Source organism: Xenorhabdus vietnamensis, assembly GCF_002127535.1.
Lineage (GTDB): Bacteria > Pseudomonadota > Gammaproteobacteria > Enterobacterales > Enterobacteriaceae > Xenorhabdus > Xenorhabdus vietnamensis.
On sequence record NZ_MUBJ01000008.1, the window covers coordinates 48,607 to 68,771 of the forward strand.

Annotated in this window: 12 protein-coding genes; 7 read left to right on the forward strand and 5 right to left on the reverse strand. The window is 42.6% G+C overall.

Annotation, left to right across the window (positions count from 1 at the left end):
- The first annotated feature begins 39 nt into the window (after nt 1-39).
- Together Xvie_RS09175 and Xvie_RS22220 are read left to right on the forward strand one after the other, a co-directional pair.
- Nucleotides 40-1,620 (forward strand): TerC family protein, encoded by a 1,581-nt coding sequence (locus Xvie_RS09175; RefSeq protein ID WP_086109025.1) that lies wholly within the window; start codon nt 40-42, stop codon nt 1,618-1,620.
- Nucleotides 1,621-1,890: 270 nt separating this feature from the next.
- Nucleotides 1,891-6,585, forward strand: coding sequence for a phage tail protein (locus tag Xvie_RS22220; protein ID WP_086109026.1), 4,695 nt, complete (start codon nt 1,891-1,893; stop codon nt 6,583-6,585).
- Nucleotides 6,586-6,752: 167 nt separating this feature from the next.
- On the opposite strand, the gene asmA is transcribed toward Xvie_RS22220, so the two are convergent.
- The 5 genes from asmA to apbC all read right to left on the reverse strand — a co-directional run bounded on the left by asmA (nt 6,753) and on the right by apbC (nt 12,918).
- The gene (gene asmA, locus Xvie_RS09185; RefSeq protein ID WP_086109027.1) at nt 6,753-8,621 is read right to left on the reverse strand and encodes an outer membrane assembly protein AsmA; all 1,869 of its coding nucleotides are present in this window, start codon (nt 8,619-8,621) and stop codon (nt 6,753-6,755) included.
- A gap of 63 nt (nt 8,622-8,684) precedes the next feature.
- Nucleotides 8,685-9,266, reverse strand: coding sequence for a dCTP deaminase (gene dcd / locus Xvie_RS09190; protein ID WP_086109028.1), 582 nt, complete (start codon nt 9,264-9,266; stop codon nt 8,685-8,687).
- Between the two features lie 47 nt (nt 9,267-9,313).
- Nucleotides 9,314-9,955: a uridine kinase gene (gene udk / locus Xvie_RS09195; RefSeq protein ID WP_086109029.1), complete on the reverse strand. Its 642-nt coding sequence runs from the start codon at nt 9,953-9,955 to the stop codon at nt 9,314-9,316.
- Nucleotides 9,956-10,376: 421 nt separating this feature from the next.
- Nucleotides 10,377-11,453, reverse strand: a complete 1,077-nt coding sequence (locus Xvie_RS09200; protein WP_167376253.1) for a YiiG family protein — start codon at nt 11,451-11,453, stop codon at nt 10,377-10,379.
- Nucleotides 11,454-11,805: 352 nt separating this feature from the next.
- Nucleotides 11,806-12,918 carry an iron-sulfur cluster carrier protein ApbC gene (gene apbC, locus Xvie_RS09205; RefSeq protein WP_086109031.1) on the reverse strand — a complete coding sequence of 371 codons (1,113 nt, stop codon included), beginning with the start codon at nt 12,916-12,918 and terminating at the stop codon, nt 11,806-11,808.
- 306 nt (nt 12,919-13,224) lie between these two features.
- Between apbC and metG the strand changes: the two genes are divergently transcribed.
- The 5 genes from metG to Xvie_RS09230 all read left to right on the forward strand — a co-directional run bounded on the left by metG (nt 13,225) and on the right by Xvie_RS09230 (nt 19,629).
- Nucleotides 13,225-15,252, forward strand: coding sequence for a methionine--tRNA ligase (gene metG, locus Xvie_RS09210; protein ID WP_086109032.1), 2,028 nt, complete (start codon nt 13,225-13,227; stop codon nt 15,250-15,252).
- Nucleotides 15,253-15,396: 144 nt separating this feature from the next.
- Nucleotides 15,397-15,849, forward strand: a complete 453-nt coding sequence (locus Xvie_RS09215) for a CidA/LrgA family protein (protein ID WP_086109033.1) — start codon at nt 15,397-15,399, stop codon at nt 15,847-15,849.
- The gene (locus Xvie_RS09220; RefSeq protein WP_086109034.1) at nt 15,843-16,538 is read left to right on the forward strand and encodes a CidB/LrgB family autolysis modulator; all 696 of its coding nucleotides are present in this window, start codon (nt 15,843-15,845) and stop codon (nt 16,536-16,538) included. The genes Xvie_RS09215 and Xvie_RS09220 overlap by 7 nt, the downstream gene beginning before the upstream one ends.
- A 269-nt stretch (nt 16,539-16,807) precedes the next feature.
- Nucleotides 16,808-17,692 (forward strand): cytidine deaminase, encoded by an 885-nt coding sequence (gene cdd, locus Xvie_RS09225; RefSeq protein ID WP_086109035.1) that lies wholly within the window; start codon nt 16,808-16,810, stop codon nt 17,690-17,692.
- Nucleotides 17,693-17,931: 239 nt separating this feature from the next.
- Nucleotides 17,932-19,629, forward strand: a complete 1,698-nt coding sequence (locus Xvie_RS09230) for an NAD-dependent malic enzyme (protein ID WP_086109036.1) — start codon at nt 17,932-17,934, stop codon at nt 19,627-19,629.
- Nucleotides 19,630-20,165 lie beyond the last annotated feature (536 nt).

Genomic DNA, 20,165 nt, shown 5'->3' on the forward strand with positions numbered 1-20,165 from the left:
TCGGCAAATGCCGTCCTATTAAAAGGTAAAACAAACTGTATGGAATGGATCGCTGATCCGACGATATGGGCAGGTCTGGCCACACTTATCGTTTTAGAAATTGTTCTCGGAATAGACAACTTAATTTTCATTGCCATTCTGGCAGATAAACTTCCTGAAAAAGAGAGAGATAAAGCTCGCCTGACAGGGCTTTCCTGTGCCCTTATCATGAGGATACTGCTGCTATTCAGCTTATCCTGGCTTATTTCCTTGACCAGTCCATTGATTACTTTAGGGAAACATTCTTTCAGCGCCCGTGACTTAATTATGCTGGTAGGAGGTATCTTCTTGCTGTTCAAAGCAACAATGGAATTGAATGAACGGTTAGAAGGAAAAAACCTGCATACCAATCAACAACGCAAAGGAGCTAAATTCTGGGCGGTAGTTGTGCAAATTATTGTCTTGGATGCCGTATTTTCTCTCGATTCTGTTATCACTGCCGTGGGGATGGTTGATCACATTGGTATTATGATTGCTGCCGTGATCATAGCCATGACCCTGATGATATGGGCCAGCAAACCTCTGACAAAATTCGTCAATGCGCATCCCACTATCGTTATTCTGTGTCTCAGCTTCTTACTGATGATCGGCTTCAGCTTGGTTGCTGATGGCTTTAACTATCACATTCCGAAAGGCTATCTCTATGCAGCCATCGGCTTCTCCATCATGATTGAAGCACTGAATCAGTTCGCTCAGTTCAATCGCCGCAAATTCTTGAGTGCATCCCGCTCCCTGCGCGAAAGAACCGCAGAAGCAGTTCTTCACATTTTAAATGGTAAACGTGAAAACGCTGCACTTGATGACCATACTTCCAACCTGATTGCGGATCATACAGAGAACAAAGAAGTCTTTGAGCCTCAAGAACGTCAGATGATCGCCCGCGTTCTCAGCATGGCCCAACGTACTGTCAGCAGTATCATGACTTCACGCCACGATGTGGTTTATCTTGATGTCCATGCCCCTACAGAAAAATTAACTACGCTACTGGAACAAAAGCCACACACGCGAATTGTGGTCACAGACGAACAGACCAGTGATGAACCTCTTGGCGTTGTGCATGTGATTGATATCCTTAATCAACAACTGACTCACAATACTTTTGATTTAAGGACTTTAGTCCAGCAACCGTTGATTTTCCCTGAATCTCTCTCCCTGCTACAAGCGTTGGAACAGTTCCGTCAGGCACAAACACACTTTGCTTTTGTCGTTGATGAATTCGGTTCTGTTGAAGGGGTAGTTACGGTAACTGATGTGATGGAAACCATTACAGGCAATCTCCCTGCCGGTAGCGGAGAGCTTGATGCTCGCCATGATATTCAGGTTATGGAAGAAGGATATTGGATTGCCAATGGATTTATGCCACTGGAAGATTTAGTGCTTTATGTGCCATTGCCATTGGATGAAAAACGAGAATATCAGACATTGGCAGGCCTGCTAATGGAATATCTGCAACATATTCCACAACAAGGTGAGCAACTGAAGATTGGTGAATATTTGTTTGAAGCATTGGAGATCACCAGTCACCGCATCAATAAAGTGAAGATTACTTCATTGAAAACGGAAGAAGACGTGGAAATCTAATCAAAAATATTAAACTAAATTACCTACTGAGAAAAAACCGGCATAACACCGGTTTTTTTTATTCCTATAAGTTTTATCAGTTTGATTTAATTTTTAGGGTATTTGCTCATGATAACCCTAAGTACAATAAGCCCCATTCAATAGCAGTTAGCAGAGATAGTAATTAGCGGGGATGTCATACCGCCTTCATCTGGTCCGAGAGCTTTACAAAGCTTCTTTTGTGGCTGAGTTAGCAATACATCTATTTATTGTTGATAAGTGAGGGTTTATATGAGTACAAAATATTTCGCATTATTAACACATGCTGGTACAGAAAAACTGGAAAAAGCGGCTTCATCAGGTACCAAACTTGAAATTACCCATATGGCTGTAGGCGATGGTGGTGGTAGTTTACCTACTCCCAACGCCAGCCAATCCGCCCTGATTAATGAAAAGCATCGTGCTGAACTTGATGCCTTGACCATCGCTCCCCAAAAGCCCGGCCAAATTATTGCCGAACAGGTAATTCCTGAAGGTAATGGTAATTGGTGGGTTCGTGAAATGGGTCTGTTCGATAAAGATGGAACACTGATTGCGGTAGGAAACTGCGCCGACCTCTACAAATCAGAATCTCAGGAACAAGCCATTAGTATGGCTCTGAAAGTGGACGATAATGGCCAGGCAGCAGAATGGATAAAAGAATTCATTTCTGGCCTTGCAACTCGCAGATATGTGAGAGAAAAAATTAAAGAACATGCCGAAAGCCGTGATCATCCTGATGCAACCTTAAAAGAAAGAGGATTTGTTGCGTTAAGTAACGCAATAAACAGTGACAGCGAAGCTCATGCTGCAACGCCCAAAGCAATAAAAACGGCATATGAATTAGCCAATAAAGCTTATGAATTGGCCACATCGATATCTTCAACAGAGAAATATGTACCATTAACACGTAAAGTTAACGGTAAAGAATTATCTAAAGATATTGAATTGGTAGCAGTAGATGTCAATGCCTACGACAAGAGCCAGACAGATTCCCTTGTCGATGAAGTTAAGACATTGGCCAATAAAGCTCTTGATCTTGCAAATACCAAAGTGCCATTAACCCGCAAGGTTAATGGCAAGGAGTTGGTAATAGATGTCGAACTTACAGCGCTTGATGTGGATGCCTACAGCAGGAAGGAAACCGATGGACTTATTGCTCCCGTTGAGGCATCGGCTAAGACTGCGAATCAGAATGCTATTACTGCTCTTAAAGAGGCTGAAAGCAAAGTTCCATTAACCCGCAAGATCAATAACAAAGAGTTGATAACTGACATTCAACTGACAGCAGCAGATATTGATACCTACAATAAAACCGAAATCGATGATCATATCGGTAAAGTGGATAAATTGGCTGAAACCGCCAATCATAACGCCACTACAGCCATTCAGGATGCCAACAACAAGGTTCCATTAACCCGCAAGGTCAATGGTAAGGAGTTGACTACCGATATTCAGCTAACGGCGACGGATGTTGATACCTACAATAAAGCCGAAATTGATGATCGTATCGGTAAAGTGGATAAACTGGCTGAAACCGCCAATCATAACGCCACTACAGCCATTCAGGATGCCAACAACAAGGTTCCATTAGCCCGCAAAATCAACGGGAAAGAGCTGATATCTGATATTGAATTACGTGCGGTTGATGTCGGTGCTTATGGTAAAGAAGAAACTGATAGCATTATCAAAGATGTCAGAACACAGATCGATAATGTCAATAATTTGGCGGAAACTGCCAATACTAATGCCATCAAAGCTATTCGGGATGCAGATGGCAAAGTCCCATTAACCCGTAAGATCAATAACAAGGAACTGACCAGCGACATTCTGTTGACGGCGGCAGATATTGATACCTACAGTAAAGTGGAAGTCGATGAGCGTATCAGCAAAGTGGATAATCGGGCTGAAACCGCCATTCAGGATGCCAACAGCAAAGTCCCACTAACCCGTAAGATCAATAACAAAGAACTGACCACTGATATTCAGCTGACGGCGGCAGATATTGATACCTACAGTAAAGCGGAAGTCAATGAGCGTATTGACGGCGTGCAGAAACTGGCAGACACCGCCATTCAAGATGCCAACAGCAAAGTCCCACTAACCCGCAAGATCAATAACAAGGAGCTGACCACCGACATTCAGCTGACGGCGGCAGATATTGATACCTACAATAAAGTGGAAGTCGATAATCGTATCGACAGTGTGCAGAAACTGGCGGAAAACGCCATTCAAGACGCCAACAGCAAAGTCCCATTAACCCGTAAAGTCAATGGAAAAGAGCTGATCACCGACATTGTACTGGCTGCATCGGATGTTGATTCCTATAACAAGAAGGAAAGTGATGATCTTATCAGCGGCGTCAAGGCACAGGTCGATAATGTCCAACAGCTGGCTAATACAGCCAATACTAATGCCATCAAAGCTATTCAAGATGCAGAAGGTAAAGTTCCAGTCAACCGCAAGGTTAATGGCAAAGAGCTGACCACCGACATTCTGCTGACGGCGGCAGATATTGGTACTTACAATAAAGTGGAAGTCGATGATAGTATCAACAGCGTACAAAAACTGGCGGAAAATGCCATTCAAGACGCCAACAGCAAAGTCCCATTAACCCGTAAAGTCAATGGCAAGGAGCTGATCACCGACATTATACTGGCTGCATCGGATGTCGATTCCTATAACAAAAAGGAAACGGATGAGCTTATCAGCGGCGTCAAGACACAGGTCGATAATGTCCAACAGCTGGCTAACACGGCCAATACTAATGCCATCAAAGCTATTCACGATGCAGACGGCAAAGTCCCATTGACCCGCAAGGTTAATGGCAAAGAGCTGACCACCGACATTCTGCTGACGGCGGCAGATATTGATACTTACAGTAAAGTGGAAGTCGATGAGCGTATCAGCAAAGTGGATAATCGGGCCGAAACCGCCATTCAAGATGCCAACAGCAAAGTCCCACTAACCCGTAAGATCAATAACAAGGAACTGACCACCGACATTCAGCTGACGGCGGCAGATATTGATACCTACAGTAAAGTAGAAGTCAATGAGCGTATTGACGGCGTGCAGAAACTGGCAAATACCGCCATTCAAGACGCCAACAGCAAAGTCCCACTAACCCGTAAGATCAATAACAAGGAGCTGACCACCGACATTCAGCTGACGGCGGCAGATATTGATACCTACAGTAAAGTGGAAGTCGATAATCGTATCGACAGCGTGCAGAAACTGGCGGAAAACGCCATTCAAGACGCCAACAGCAAAGTCCCATTAACCCGTAAAGTCAATGGCAAGGAGCTGATCACCGACATTGTACTGGCTGCATCGGATGTTGATTCCTATAACAAGAAGGAAAGTGATGATCTTATCAGTAGTGTCAAGGCACAGGTCGATAATGTCCAACAGCTGGCTAACACGGCCAATACTAATGCCATCAAAGCTATTCACGATGCAGAAGGCAAAGTCCCATTAACCCGCAAGGTTAATGGCAAAGAACTGTCAGCAGACATTCAACTGACTACAGCTGACATTAATGCTTACAACAAAGAAGAAACTGACGCTCATATCAAGGACGTTAAAGCTATCGCAGATGCGGCTAACCAGAAGGCGAATGATGCTCTTCAAAGTGCTGACAAAAAAGTCCCATTAACCCGTAAAGTCAATGGCAAAGAACTGTTAACTGACATTGATCTAAATGCGGCTGATATCGGTACTTACAATAAAGCAGAAATTGATGATCGTGTCAGTAAAGTGGATAAACTGGCCGAAACTGCTAATAATAACGCCACTACGGCCATTCAAGATGCTAACAGCAAAGTTCCACTAACCCGAAAAGTCAATGGCAAAGAATTGTCAGTAGATATTCAACTGATTGCAGCAGATGTTGATACCTACAATAAATCAGAAATCAATGACCATATCGGTAAAGTGGATAAACTGGCCGAAACTGCCAATAATAACGCGATTACTGCCATTCAAAATGCTGATAGCAGAGTACCATCAACGCGTAAAGTTAATGGCAGAGAGCTGGCAACGGATATTACATTAAATGCCAATGATGTAGATACTTATGACAGAGCACATATCGACATCATTATTGGTGAAGTTAGAGATCAAGCCAACGCAGCCAATAACAATGCAGATAGCAAGGTTCCATTAACCCGTACTATAAATGGCAAGGCTCTATTGTCAGATGTTAAGCTGACTGCATCTGATTTGAATACCTATACCAAAGGAGAGGTGGATCGTCACCTTGAAAGCCTTAACGATCTGGCAAATGTCGCTAATAACAATGCGGATAATCGAGTACCACTCACACGTACCGTAAACGGCAAGGCTCTGTTAACCGATATTAGGCTGACTGCCTCTGATGTAGGAGCTTATAGCAAAGTAGAAGTTGATACTCGCGTTGGCAAAGCTGAGAAATTAGCGAGTGATGCCAATGTCAATGCGATAGCAGCTAAAGCTGACGCTGAAAGCCGACTGGAGAAGAGTAAGAACGGGGCGGATATCCCAGACAAACAAGCCTTTGTAAGGAATTTAGGCTTGGGTGAGCTGGTTGGATTAAGCCTTGAGTCACGTAGAGTCGGGGAAGATCACACCATTATCAAACTGGGTGATATCTTCATGTTGAACGGGCTTGCAGTCGCCAGTGAACCGATTGGTGAATTTAACCAATCTGTAATCGGTGGAGTGGCTTACTATACCCACTACTACAAAATCAAGCTACCTACGGCCTTACCAAATGGCATCATCTCATGTCAGGCAAGTATTGTCGGAGATAATTTTGATAATCAACACCCTGGTTATTTGGCTGATGTCAAAACACGGCGAGATAATTCAAACGGAATAGGCTTGTCGAAGGACACACTGACAGTATCCGTCACGACTCCTCAACTGGGCTGGACTCCGCATTTTTATTATCAAGTTGTAGGGTATTAGCAGAAACAGAAGGTTCGGCACTAGTCCATTATTTTAGAATAGAGCAGTATTGTAAAATGGAATAGTTTCGCTAGAACCCCTAATAAATCAGGTGATCGCTAAGGCGATCACCTGAAACCGCAGATAAACCTAATCGTACAATCACTAAGTCCGTATTATGGCTAACCCTATTTTTTATTCAGTAGATCCTCTAGCTTCTTAAGCTCTTTATTATTACTGTTATCTTCGAGCCAATCTTTGATAGATTTTTTAACCTTCTGCTGTAATTCGTCACGCAACATGGATTCCACATTCAGTTTATATTGCAGGTTATCCCAGTCACCATAAACCCGCAGTGGAATTTTTAATTGCGACAGGCGACGTACAAATTCATTCTGCTTGCCCCATCCATTGGTCAATTGCACCCATAATGAAACATCAGTGTTTTGTTTCAGTAAGTCTGCTTCTCCGTGCCCTTTAATATTGAATACGCCTGAAGCCGCTGCAAGTTCACTAACTTTAATCTTGCCGTGATCCAATTGCGCTTTCACTAACAGGCTATTAGCTTCAGTGAAGTTCTCTGTATTCGTAGGTTGGCTGATTTGATCGGTTGCCCGTGCAAAAGATTGTTGAATAAGCTGAGGAATATTCAACCCTTTCAGACGTGCATTTTTCAGGTCAATATTCAAACCACCTTGCCAATAATGAGAAATGGCATATTCGTCATAACCTTCCCCTAAAAGATCACCATCTACATTAAGCTGACCACTAAATATTGATGGTAATGCCAGAGCGGTTAACAAAGGTTGTACCTCAATCTTCTGCAAGAGCGGCTTTGTATGCAGTTTTGCCGGAACAACCGTAGCATCAATCGTAGTCGGCAGCGCAAAATACCCACCAAACACGTTGCCACTTAATTTAGTGATTTTCGCCATGCCACTGTTATTGAGGGCTTTCAGATCAAAATGAGCAATATCCATCCCTTGATAAATGAAGTTATCTGCTGTGAACGAAATATCGCCATCAAATCCTTGCAAAAATGCAAGATCATAGTTGGATAATGCCGATACTGATGTCGCAATAACCGGTTTTAATGAATTATTTTCAATTCGATAATCATGTTTTTCCTGTGGTGTCTTTTTCGATAACACATCCCACCCCAGTAGATTATCCAGATTGAACTTTGGCGAGCTCAGGTTGATGGAGTAGTGCGGCTTATCTTTCAGGATTGCAGTAATATTCCCCTTAAGCTCATTCTTATCATTCAACGTCAACGCCATTTTTTGCAGCGAAATTGATTCAGGTGAAGCCTGATATTTTACTATGGCACTCCCTTTTCCCTGAATACCTGTGGACGGTAACCCGATTCCCTGTAATTGGTATTCAAAGGAATTAATGTCAGCCGATAATTGCTGCGGATAATCAGAAATATCTATTGACGAATTGAGTTCAAATGATAGTTCTTGCTGATTTTTATTGATTTTACTGCGGAGGCTGAGATCAACGTGATCTTTATCACTTCGCTCCAACAATAAATTAATATCACGGACATTTAATTGGGAATGTTCATTGGTTTGCCAGATCATTAAGCTATCAGCTACCCTGATTCTGGCAATATCCAGTTTCCAAGCCTGACTTCCTGCAATGATTGGATAGTGAGCATCACTTTCCGGTGCAATAGGAGCCTCTGGCTGTTTTTGTGGTTGGCTATCTGGAGTGAGTCGTAAGACAGCCCCTTTCAGCATCACCTCTTTAACCAAGAGCTGATGGGACAGCAATGGCAGCAATTCCACATCCAAACGCATATTTTCTGCCACAATAGCCGGTATCTTAGCATTCTCAGCGGTCAAAGAGATCTCACCGGTCAGAATGCTCAACTTTGGCCAAACGTGCCAGCGTAAGTCATCCCGGAACACGAGCTGGTAACCACTCTTCTTTTGTACCTGTTTGACTATGTAGCCACGAAAATCATTTGGATTAATCAGCACAACCAGTGCCGTTAAACCAGTAATAATGACTACCAACAAAATAATGAGTGTCGTCAACAATCTTTTCATGACTTCCCCAGCCTCATGTCCACAAGAAGACTATTTTTCACCAGACAGCTTTACCAGAAAAGATTAATCCTCACTGATACGGCTACCTACGGCTCCCTGCTGATTTTTATATTTAGCATCCTGACGTCGGTTATAAGGCCGATCAGCAGGGCCTGAAAGCGGTTCAAAGCTCAGTGCACCTATAACCATACCAGGGCGTAAAGCCAAAGGCAGTTTGCCTGAATTGTAGAACTCCAGAACAATTTGCCCCTGCCAACCCGGATCAATACGATGCGCAGTAACATGAACCATGAGGCCAAGACGCGCCAGAGATGAGCGCCCATCCAACCACCCCACTAAATTATCAGGCAGTGTGACAGATTCCAGCGTTACCGCCAAAGCCAATTCACCAGGATGGAGGAAAAATGCTTCCCCGTCCGGCAAAGTAATTTCATCGCTCATGACACGGTCAAGTGCTGCATTGACTTCAGCCTTAGGACCACTCAAATCAATATAAGCGGCAGTATAACCACGAAAAACGCGAAACTGATTCCCAAGGCGCACATCAGCAGTTGCCCCATTAATACGTTCAACAGGGGGACGTGGGGTAATTACCAGCTTTCCTTCATCTAGCCATTTAATAATGTCACGGTCACAGAGTCGCATCATTTCCTCTCAAATACGATGATACTTATGAATGTCTGAATAACAGATTATTCGTAAAATTGGCCAATTTTAGCTTTTAAGATATCAATGGCCACACGGTTTTTCCCACCACGAGGAACAATGATATCGGCATATTGTTTTGACGGCTCGATAAATTGCAGGAACATTGGACGTACCGTTTTCTTGTACTGCTCCATGACTGAATCCAATGAACGCCCTCGTTCATTTACATCACGTTTAATCCGGCGCATTAAACAGATATCCAATGGCGTATCGACAAAAATGGAAAAATCCAATTCCTGACGCAGACGCTTATCCGTTAATAGTAGGATACCTTCGAGGATAATGACTCTTTTCGGTTCAAAATGAATGGATTGGGGTTTGCGGGTGTGTTCGACGTAGTCATATTGCGGTAATTCGATGGACTTTCCAGCTTTCAATGTCTGGAGATGCTCAAACAGTAAACTGTGATCCATTGAGCTTGGATGATCATAATTAACTTTATAACGCTCTTCCATCGGGGTATTGGTTTGATCTTTATAATAGCAATCTTCTGGAATAACGCCGATATTGTGATCACCAACTTGAGCTCGTAATTCTCTATAAAGCGTGCTGGCAATAAGGCTTTTGCCTGAGGCAGAGGCACCTGAAATACCTACGATTGTACACTTATGTGCTTCATCAGCCATAGTAGAAATAACCTGGTTAAAAAAGAAAAAATAAAGTGGGAACATGGTATTCGTTAACACCACGTTTGGCGAATTATAGGGAGTTAATGACTTCTATTCCAGAGTAAACAAGATAAGTCTCGTTTTTTTCGATACGATTCGTATAAAAATACCGCAATATTATGTTTCAAATAGAGCGTACTCTAAACATAATTTTCAAATATGAGTACAAAAGCTATTCCTAAAATCATTCCCAGAACTATTCTTAAAATTGTTTCCAAAATAACCCATTAAAGATATACAGTAGAAATTCAGATGATGGCATAGGGTATTACGATAGATAAAATAGAACCCATCAGGCATCAAACAATGGCTCTATTGTGACAGAACCATTGTAACCAACGTTTCTTAAAAAACTGCGATTGTTATATGACCATAACAGTTACATACGGTTAAATTCATCAATCAAACTGTTATATGCTTTTAGCAATTTACCAGGAGAACCATTCACCATCCATTCTCCCATTCCACCCAGATTCATTTTCTCACCGCTCGTATAAGGGACTTTATCCCTCACTCTGCGGATACGTTCTTTTGCAGCCTTAGCATAGGCATCAACTTGTCTTAGAAAAGATTCATAACCTATATAAGACAAGTCACCGGATTTTTTGAGTTCTTCAATTAAAGGGAGAGTACTTTCTGCTTTATTTTGCAGTGCAGCAACCATAGCAAGTACTTTAGCGGCATCAAAATTCTCCGCCTCAACCATTTGTTTAATCTTTTTGGCTTCAAAGATGATTGCTAAACTGTAATATTCCAGTGTTAATTCGCCCTCTTTTTCCATTTGCTGCAAAACGAGCAGTTGACGTACATCATTCATCTGTTCAATGGCTTCAGAATATTCCTCAGATATCGGGGCAAACGCAGTATAGGCTGAGAGAAGTTTAAGATGCTTTTCTTTACCTTTGGCAAAAGCATCATCTTTATAATCTTCTTGCTCATAATAACGCTCTAATACATTGATTTCAGATACAACTTTTGCCGATAAATTTACATAGCCAACTGCAATATCGTCTATTGGCTTTAGGGCTGGAGTCATCACCGCAACTTTTTGAATTTTTTCCTGACAGTCAGATACGTTAGTTTGTTTTACTGAATAAAGCCCATAAACAATGCTTTCTTTTCCGGTTGGGCCTTTTTCTAAATCATCAAGCCAGCTAGAGTAACGGAATAAACTCTTATGGATAGGCTCATCCAGTAAGTTATAACACTGAATATATGTCTGCATTTTTTCCGAAATAATCTGTTCAGGATCCTGAACAGGTTCGTTTTTAGCTTCCTTTGTGAATTGTTCAACCTTCCCTGTAGGTGAGCTGCTGTGCGTAGTTTCAGTTGATGATATAGAACCTACAGGCTGTGATAGTTCTTCTTTTTTGTTGTCACACGCTGATAGCACTAGCGCAATGCAAAGCGCCATAATCCCTTTCTTCCATTTTACAGAACCATCGTTGAAATCCATTGCCATTCCTTACATAAGTTTTTTTAAGGTGGACAAAATACATTTTGAAATGGTGAGTTTCAAGACAGAATCGCAAAACAACAGTAGACAATCTAATTAATTAAATTTTCAGTTAAATCATGACAAGATGATTATTTTTTTAAAACTATTGTCTATCACAATAAAAAAGTAAAAAACGAGTTTCAAACTCAATTTATCAACTAAGAAAAAATAAAATACCAGAAGACATCTAATTAATTTAAATAATACTTAAATAATTATAAGAAAAACGCCGCCTCATAAAAAACCATTAATCAAACGGCGTTTATTGTATATTTGTTGCACAATCAGTTAAATTAAACTACTACTTAAATCAAACTGCGCGGAAGGAAATTTCAGTGGGGATTTTTTCGCCCTGCCAATACATCTTCGCAGAAATATTAGCCGCAATTTCACGATAAATATCTGCAAATTCACTGTCAGGCTGACTGCTTACCGTTGGCTCACCACGATCGAGGTCTTCACGCAATGAGATATGCAACGGTATCTGCCCCAATAATTGGCAATCATATTTTTCTGCCAGTTTTGCTGCACCGCCCGTACCGAAAATCGGTTCATGATGACCGCAATTGCTGCAAATATGCGTGCTCATGTTCTCAATGATACCCAATACTGGCACATTAACTTTCTGGAACATAACGATACCCTTCATCGCATCAATCAAGGCAATATCCTGCGGCGTTGTGATAACCAATGCACCTGTCACCGGAATATTCTGGGACAAAGTTAACTGAATATCGCCCGTTCCCGGTGGCATATCAATTACCAGATAATCCAGATCCGGCCACAATGTATCTTGCAACATTTGCATCAGAGCTTTGCTTGCCATCGGGCCACGCCATACCATCGCGTTATCATCGGTAACAAGATAGCCGATGGAATTGGTCGCCATGCTATGTACCATAATTGGAGTCATATGCTGACCATCTGGAGACGTCGGGCGCTCTTTGGCAGTACCAAGCATACTGGGGATGGATGGGCCATAAATATCGGCATCAAGAATACCCACTTTCGCCCCTTCCCGCGCCAGTGCCAGCGCCAGATTAACCGCTGTACTGGATTTTCCCACCCCGCCTTTTCCTGAACTGACGGCGACAATATTGCGCACACCATTTATGCCCGGCAAATTATTGGCACGGCGCAGTGTGCTGATATCGTGAGTTAATCGCCATTCAACGGATTTTGCACCTGTCGCAGATTGCAGAGATTGGGTTGTTTCTTTCTTCAATACTTCAAAGGCGCGTTTCCAAACAAACGGCATGGTTAATTCAATATACAGTATCTCATCCAGCATAGCGCAATGGTGTAATGCTTTCAGAGCGATCAAATCTCGCTCTAATGTCGGATGTTTAAACGTTGCTAATATTTTCGCAACATGTTCTTTCAGCAGGTCAGGATTGGTCTGCTCGGGGGATTGTGAGTTCATCCCGGCTCCTTTTGATTTATCTTTTTCAACCTATACCCTTCGTCTTTCAAGTTGCTTCTTTGTTGGCTGCGCTCACTCACCCCGGTCACATAGTTATCTATGCTCCCGGGGGATTCGTTCCCTTGCTGCCGCGATGCACCTTGAAATCCATTAGGTATAAAACTGTTCAGCCATCATAACAGAAGCTCACGGTTCGGATAAGGCAACAAGTAAAAGTGACGAAGATCTCGCGTTACCCTAGCGACAATGCTCCTTATCAGGTAACATCAAAAACCCTTTTAATTTTACGGAAGTCAGATCCTAACTATGTCTCAAGTCGCGAACAAATTATTGGTGACCTGTGCGTTACCTTATGCTAACGGTCCAATTCATCTCGGTCATATTCTGGAGCACATTCAGGCTGATATTTGGGTTCGTTATCATCGAATGCGCGGCAAAGAGGTTCACTTTGTCTGTGCCGACGATGCCCACGGTACACCAATCATGCTGAAAGCCCAACAGATTGGAATTTCACCAGAAGAAATGATTGCCAAGGTGAGCCTAGAGCATCAGCAGGATTTTGCCGGCTTTGCCATTAGCTACGATAATTACCATTCCACACATAGCGAAGAAAACAGAGCATTTGCCTCCAAAATTTATCTGGAACTGAAAAAGAACGGTTACATTAAGAGTCGGACAATTTCTCAATTGTATGATCCAGAAAAAGGAATGTTCCTGCCAGACCGTTTCGTCAAAGGCTCCTGTCCGAAATGCAAGGCCGAAGATCAGTATGGCGATAACTGTGAAGTCTGCGGAACAACCTATTCCCCAACAGAATTGATCAACCCCCGTTCCGTTGTCTCCGGTGCAACACCACAAATGCGTGATACAGAGCATTTCTTCTTTGATCTTCCTGCTTTCAGCGACATGCTGCAAAAATGGACTCGTTCTGGCACTTTGCAGGAACAAGTGGCAAATAAAATGCAGGAGTGGTTCGACTCTGGTCTGCAACAGTGGGATATCACCCGTGATGCCCCTTATTTTGGTTTTGAAATTCCAGATCAACCGGGTAAATATTTCTATGTCTGGCTGGATGCCCCAATTGGCTATATGGGTTCATTCCAAAATCTGTGTAATAAACGTGAAGATCTTAATTTCGATGAGTTCTGGGCAAAAGATTCCAAAACAGATCTCTACCATTTCATTGGCAAAGATATCGTTTATTTCCACAGCCTGTTCTGGCCTGCCATATTGGAAGGCAGTGACTACCGTAAGCCAACCAACTTGTTCGTCCACGGTTACATCACAGTTAACGGCACCAAGATGTCCAAGTCCCGTGGAACCTTCATCAAGGCTGATACGTATCTGAAACATCTTGACGCAGACTGTCTGCGTTATTACTACGCAGCGAAACTCTCTTCTCGCATTGATGATATCGATCTGAATCTGGAAGATTTTGCTCAGCGTGTAAACAGCGATATCGTTAACAAAGTGGTTAACCTTGCTTCACGCAATGCGGGCTTCATCAATAAACGCTTTGGAGGCAAGCTGGCAGACCAGCTCGCTGATCCTGCGCTGTACAAGAAGTTTGTCGATGCAGCACAGGTGATTGCAGAAGACTTTACCAACCGTGAATTCGGTAAAGCAATCCGTGAGATTATGGCACTGGCCGATCTTGCCAACCGCTATGTTGATGAGCAAGCACCGTGGGTTGTGGCTAAACAAGAAGGCCGCGACGCTGATCTGCAAGCAATCTGTTCTATGGGCATTAACCTGTTCCGCGTGCTGATGACTTACCTGAAACCTGTTCTTCCAGACCTGACAGTACGTGCTGAAGCTTTCCTGAATACTGAACTGACATGGGATGGCATCCAGCAACCTCTGCTGAGCCATGATGTTACCCCATTCAAGGCGCTGTTCAGTCGTATTGAAATGTCTAAAGTTGAAGCAATGGTCGCTGACTCAAAAGAGAGCATTGAACCACAAAAAACCGTGACCGGCCCATTGGCGGATGATCCGATTCAGGACACCATCGCATTTGATGACTTTGCCAAAATTGACTTGCGAATTGCCCTGATCAAACAGGCTGATTTTGTTGAAGGTTCAGATAAACTGCTGAAACTGACCCTTGATCTTGGTGGTGAAACTCGCCAAGTCTTCTCCGGTATCCGTTCTGCCTATCCTGATCCAAAAACTCTGGAAAATCGCCTGACGGTGATGGTTGCCAACCTTGCACCACGTAAGATGCGCTTCGGTATTTCAGAAGGAATGGTGATGGCTGCTGGCCCCGGTGAAAAAGACATTTTCCTGTTAAGCCCTGACAGCGGTGCCCAACCGGGTATGCAGGTTAAATAATCACTGCTCATCTTAAAAAGATATTAAGATAATCAATCAGATAATAAAGCGGGTCAAAAAAGCCCGCTTTTTAATGTGATGTATGGCACATTTACAACGTTAGTCGTATGATAAGACCCTCGTTATATTGAGGAATTATCAATTATGTCTTTCCAAAATGTGCTAATGATAGGTTGGCAATACCTGCGCGCATTTGCGCTGCTCTATTTGTGCCTGATCGCGGGGAATATCATTTCAGTACGACTTCCCTTCTCTCTCCCCGGCAGCATTATTGGCTTACTTCTTCTGTTTTGTTTACTCGCATTCCAACTTATTCCCTCACATTGGGTGAAACCAGGCTGTAGCCTGTTGATGAAAAACATGACTCTGCTCTTTCTGCCTATCGGCGTGGGAATCATGGATTATTATTCACAACTTAGCCAACAGATGTTCCCAATTCTCCTTTCTTGTATCGTCAGTACCTTTATTGTCATGATTGTTGTTGCTTACAGCTCCCACTATATTCATCGTGAACGCGTCATTATTGGTACTAAGCCGCAAGAACCATTACCGCAATCTTCGCCAACACAAGAATCAGAAGAGAAAGAAAAATGTTAAGCCATATTTGGTGGTCACTGCCATTAACTCTGATTGTCTTTTACTTTGCTAAAAAACTGTCAATGCGACTCAAACTACCTATATTTAACCCATTATTGATATCAATGGCTGTTATCATTCCCTTGCTGCTCATGACCCACACACCTTATGAACACTATTTTGCTGGCAGCCAGATACTGAACGATTTACTGCAACCAGCCGTTGTTGCCTTAGCTTTTCCTTTGTATGAACAGCTACATCAAATCCGCGCTCAGTGGAAATCAATTATTAGCATTTGTTTTATTGGCAGCATTGTTGCAATGATCACGGGAACTACCATTGCATTATGGGCAGGTGCAACACCTGAAATTGCAGCCTCTGTTCTACCCAAATCAGTGACGACCCCAATTGCCATGGCTGTGGCCGATTCCATTGGCGGAATTCCTGCCATCAGCGCAGCTTGTGTCATTGCAGTAGGTATTTTGGGCGCAGTCTTTGGCCACAATCTATTTAATGTGCTAAAAATAAAAACTCAGGCTTCACGAGGATTGGCAATGGGTACCGCAGCCCATGCGTTGGGAACAGCCCGTTGTGCGGAAATGGATCACATTGAAGGAGCATACAGCTCATTGGCCTTAATGACCTGTGGCATTATTACCTCACTAATTGCCCCTTTTCTATTTCCGATATTGCTGCATCTGTTTGGTTAATCATTCTATTAATGGATATTGCTATGAATGGCTATTTTAATTAGTGACTGCTGCAATCATGCAATCAGCTACGATAGTTTGGAATGGTTCTAATTGTTGTAAAATTGCAACAAAAAGGTAAATGCATTTATCAAGATAATAGAAAATTGATATATATCACCTAAATAATATCTTTATTACACAAGTTTCATTAATTATATGGCTTTTATCACATTACAAATCTGAATAGACGTCCTAGAATGACCTTCAACCAATTTGGAGATCATTCTATGCAAGCTCGTTTTCACGCTATTTGGTCAGAAATCACGCCTAAACTGCAAAAAGCACTATTACCTTATATTGGCAACGACGATTTTCCAGCCATGCTGACAGCAGAGCAAGTGGAATCAATCAAACAAATCAGCGAATTTGATGATCAGGCACTGGCATTAGCCTTATTACCACTTGCTGCGGCCTGCTCCCTTGCTCCTATTTCCCATTTTTATGTTGGTGCAATCGCACGGGGAGAAAGTGGCAATCTCTATTTCGGTGCCAATATGGAATTCACTGGAGTTCCATTACAACAAACCGTCCATGCAGAGCAATCAGCCATAACACATGCTTGGCTACGTGGTGAGAAGAAGCTGGTTTCCATCATTATCAACTATTCACCTTGTGGTCATTGCCGACAATTTATGAATGAACTGAATAGTGGAACACAATTGGAAGTGTACCTCCCTAACCGCCCGCGATTAACCTTGGCTGACTACCTACCAGAAGCCTTTGGCCCACAAGATCTAACCGATACACCATTGCTTCTGGATCCGATTAATCATGGCTATCAACTGGCTACCAGTGACGAATTGGTACAAGCTGCATTGGATGCCGCGAACCGTAGCCATGCACCTTATAGCCAATCCCACTCAGGAATTGCCCTGCTGGATGAGCAAGGAAAAATTTATACTGGCCGTTATGCGGAAAATGCCGCATTTAACCCAAGTTTGCCGCCACTACAGGCAGCACTGATATTCATGAATATGGCTGGCGGCAATTGTCAATCCATCAAACGGGCAGTATTGGTGGAAAGTGGAAGTCATCATTTATCACAATGGAATGCTACAGAATCTACATTAACTGCTCTCGGCTGTACGAAAGTAGAACGGCATATATTTTAAAGATATACATCTTAAAATAGAAAAAGAGTAACTTAACAAAATGGCAATTTCCCCCTCAATATTGTCCGAGAGGGGTAAAATGAAGAAATTTAATAACATTTAATTAGCCAATTCTGTATGTTATCTCTCATTTTTGCTCATGATAATCATATTTAAGTAACATTTACTGTACTTATTTTTTTTATCTTCTTAGGATCTGTAGCCGATTTTGTTATTGATGAGTTCAAAGAGTAAGCATCATGGAACTGGAACACGAAAGTAAACGTCCTCTCTATATTCCCTACGCTGGCCCTATCCTGTTGGAATTTCCTCTGTTGAATAAAGGCAGTGCCTTTACAGAAGAAGAACGCAGTAATTTCAACTTGCATGGCTTATTGCCGCAGGCCGTTGAAACAATAGAAGAGCAGGCCGAACGCGCCTATCGCCAATATCGCGATTTCAAAAATGACGCCGATAAACACATTTATTTAAGGAATATTCAGGACACCAACGAAACGCTGTTCTACCGGCTCCTTGACGCCCACCTCAGCGAAATGATGCCTATTATCTACACGCCAACCGTAGGCGAAGCGTGTGAACATTTTTCTGATATTTACCGTCGCGCCCGTGGTCTGTTTATCTCTTATCCAAACAGAGCCTACATTGATGACATGCTGCAAAATGCAACCAAGCAGAATGTCAAAGTTATCGTTGTTACCGATGGTGAACGTATTCTTGGTCTGGGCGATCAGGGAATCGGGGGAATGGGAATTCCTATCGGTAAACTGTCACTGTATACCTCTTGTGGCGGAATAAGCCCTGCTTACACCCTGCCCGTGGTTCTGGATGTGGGGACAAACAACCCACAACGTCTGAATGATCCGCTATACATGGGCTGGCGCCATCCACGCATTACTGGCAAAGAGTACGACGAATTCGTGGACGAATTTATTCAAGCCGTAAAACGTCGCTGGCCTAACGTACTGCTGCAATTTGAAGATTTTGCCCAAAACAATGCTATGCCGCTGTTGACACGCTATCGCAATGAACTTTGTTGCTTCAATGATGATATTCAAGGTACAGCATCTGTTGCCCTGGGTAGCCTGATTGCAGCCAGCCGTGCCGCAGGTCGCCAGTTGAAAGATCAAACCGTGGCATTCCTTGGTGCTGGCTCTGCTGGCTGTGGTATTGCAGAGCAAATCATTGCTCAAATGAAATCTGAAGGATTGAGTGATGAGCAGGCCCGTGCCCGTGTGTTCATGGTTGATCGCTTTGGCCTTCTGACAGACAAACTGCCAAACTTGCTGGACTTCCAAAGTGTACTGGTACAGAAAAGCTCAGCCTTGCAACTATGGGATGTCGCCAATGATTCCCTCTCATTGATGGATGTGGTTCGCAACGCCAAGCCAACTGTCTTGATTGGTGTTTCTGGTCAGTCAGGTCTGTTCACTGAAGAGATCATCCGTGAAATGCACAAACATTGTGAACGTCCAGTCGTGATGCCTCTATCCAATCCAACATCACGTGTAGAAGCTCGTCCAGAAGACATCATCAAATGGACGGATGGCAAAGCGTTGGTCGCTACAGGAAGCCCGTTCGCACCAGTAAAACATGATGGTCAGGAATACCCAATCGCACAATGCAACAACTCCTATATCTTCCCGGGGATCGGGTTAGGCGTTATCGCTTCCGGTGCAAAACGTGTTACAGATGATATGTTAATGGCTGCCAGCCGTGCATTGGCGGATTGCTCACCGCTGGCACAAACAGGCTCAGGCCCATTATTACCACTGATCGATGATATCCAAGATGTTTCCCGCAAAATAGCCAAAGAAGTGGCGAAAAAAGCCCAAATTCAAGGCGTAGCGATTGTCACATCAGAAGATGCATTGGATGAAGCAATTGAGCGTAATTTCTGGAAACCAGAATATCGCGTCTATAAACGCACTTCATTCTGATAATATTCGTAATAAGCCTGCCAGTGTTACTGGCAGGCTTTAATTTTCCAAATATTATTATTCTTAATAATAAAACTTTTCAATCCAGAAGATTATCAAACATTCATCTATACAAATAGCATAACGCATATAACATACCAAAGCTTATACCGAAAAATAGACCTTGCTGAAAGAAGTCAATCGAAAAATGCCAAGAGATTGAGCACCAAATATTGAGCATCTAAATAGTTTAAATGTGTCCGAATGCACCCGAAAAACAAGTTATAAATAATCATTTTTCAAAGACCCTCCCCTATTTTATTAAATTATTAATATATTAGTGCCCCTATGGAGGATTAATCAGATATTAAATATAATATTCACATTCTAAAAAACTCTAATTAATTTTCACTCATCTATTTTCCAGTATAATATTTGACTTATATTTAAGAAAGCATCCATAATCACAGCAACTAACAAGCCAAAATTGAATCAAATTGGTTCTGATATCATTCATTGAAAACTTGCTTCAATATTTCAAGTAAAGTAGCCTTTAA

Bases quoted from the DNA above. Each gene is read 5' to 3' on its own strand.
- Xvie_RS09175 (WP_086109025.1), top strand. From the start codon at position 40: ATGGAATGGATCGCTGATCCGACGATATGGGCAGGTCTGGCCACACTT.
- metG (WP_086109032.1), top strand. From the start codon at position 13,225: ATGTCTCAAGTCGCGAACAAATTATTGGTGACCTGTGCGTTACCTTAT.
- apbC (WP_086109031.1), bottom strand. From the start codon at position 12,918: ATGAACTCACAATCCCCCGAGCAGACCAATCCTGACCTGCTGAAAGAA.
- Xvie_RS09215 (WP_086109033.1), top strand. From the start codon at position 15,397: ATGTCTTTCCAAAATGTGCTAATGATAGGTTGGCAATACCTGCGCGCA.
- udk (WP_086109029.1), bottom strand. From the start codon at position 9,955: ATGGCTGATGAAGCACATAAGTGTACAATCGTAGGTATTTCAGGTGCC.
- Xvie_RS09220 (WP_086109034.1), top strand. From the start codon at position 15,843: ATGTTAAGCCATATTTGGTGGTCACTGCCATTAACTCTGATTGTCTTT.
- Xvie_RS09230 (WP_086109036.1), top strand. From the start codon at position 17,932: ATGGAACTGGAACACGAAAGTAAACGTCCTCTCTATATTCCCTACGCT.
- dcd (WP_086109028.1), bottom strand. From the start codon at position 9,266: ATGCGACTCTGTGACCGTGACATTATTAAATGGCTAGATGAAGGAAAG.
- asmA (WP_086109027.1), bottom strand. From the start codon at position 8,621: ATGAAAAGATTGTTGACGACACTCATTATTTTGTTGGTAGTCATTATT.
- cdd (WP_086109035.1), top strand. From the start codon at position 16,808: ATGCAAGCTCGTTTTCACGCTATTTGGTCAGAAATCACGCCTAAACTG.
- Xvie_RS09200 (WP_167376253.1), bottom strand. From the start codon at position 11,453: ATGGATTTCAACGATGGTTCTGTAAAATGGAAGAAAGGGATTATGGCG.
- Xvie_RS22220 (WP_086109026.1), top strand. From the start codon at position 1,891: ATGAGTACAAAATATTTCGCATTATTAACACATGCTGGTACAGAAAAA.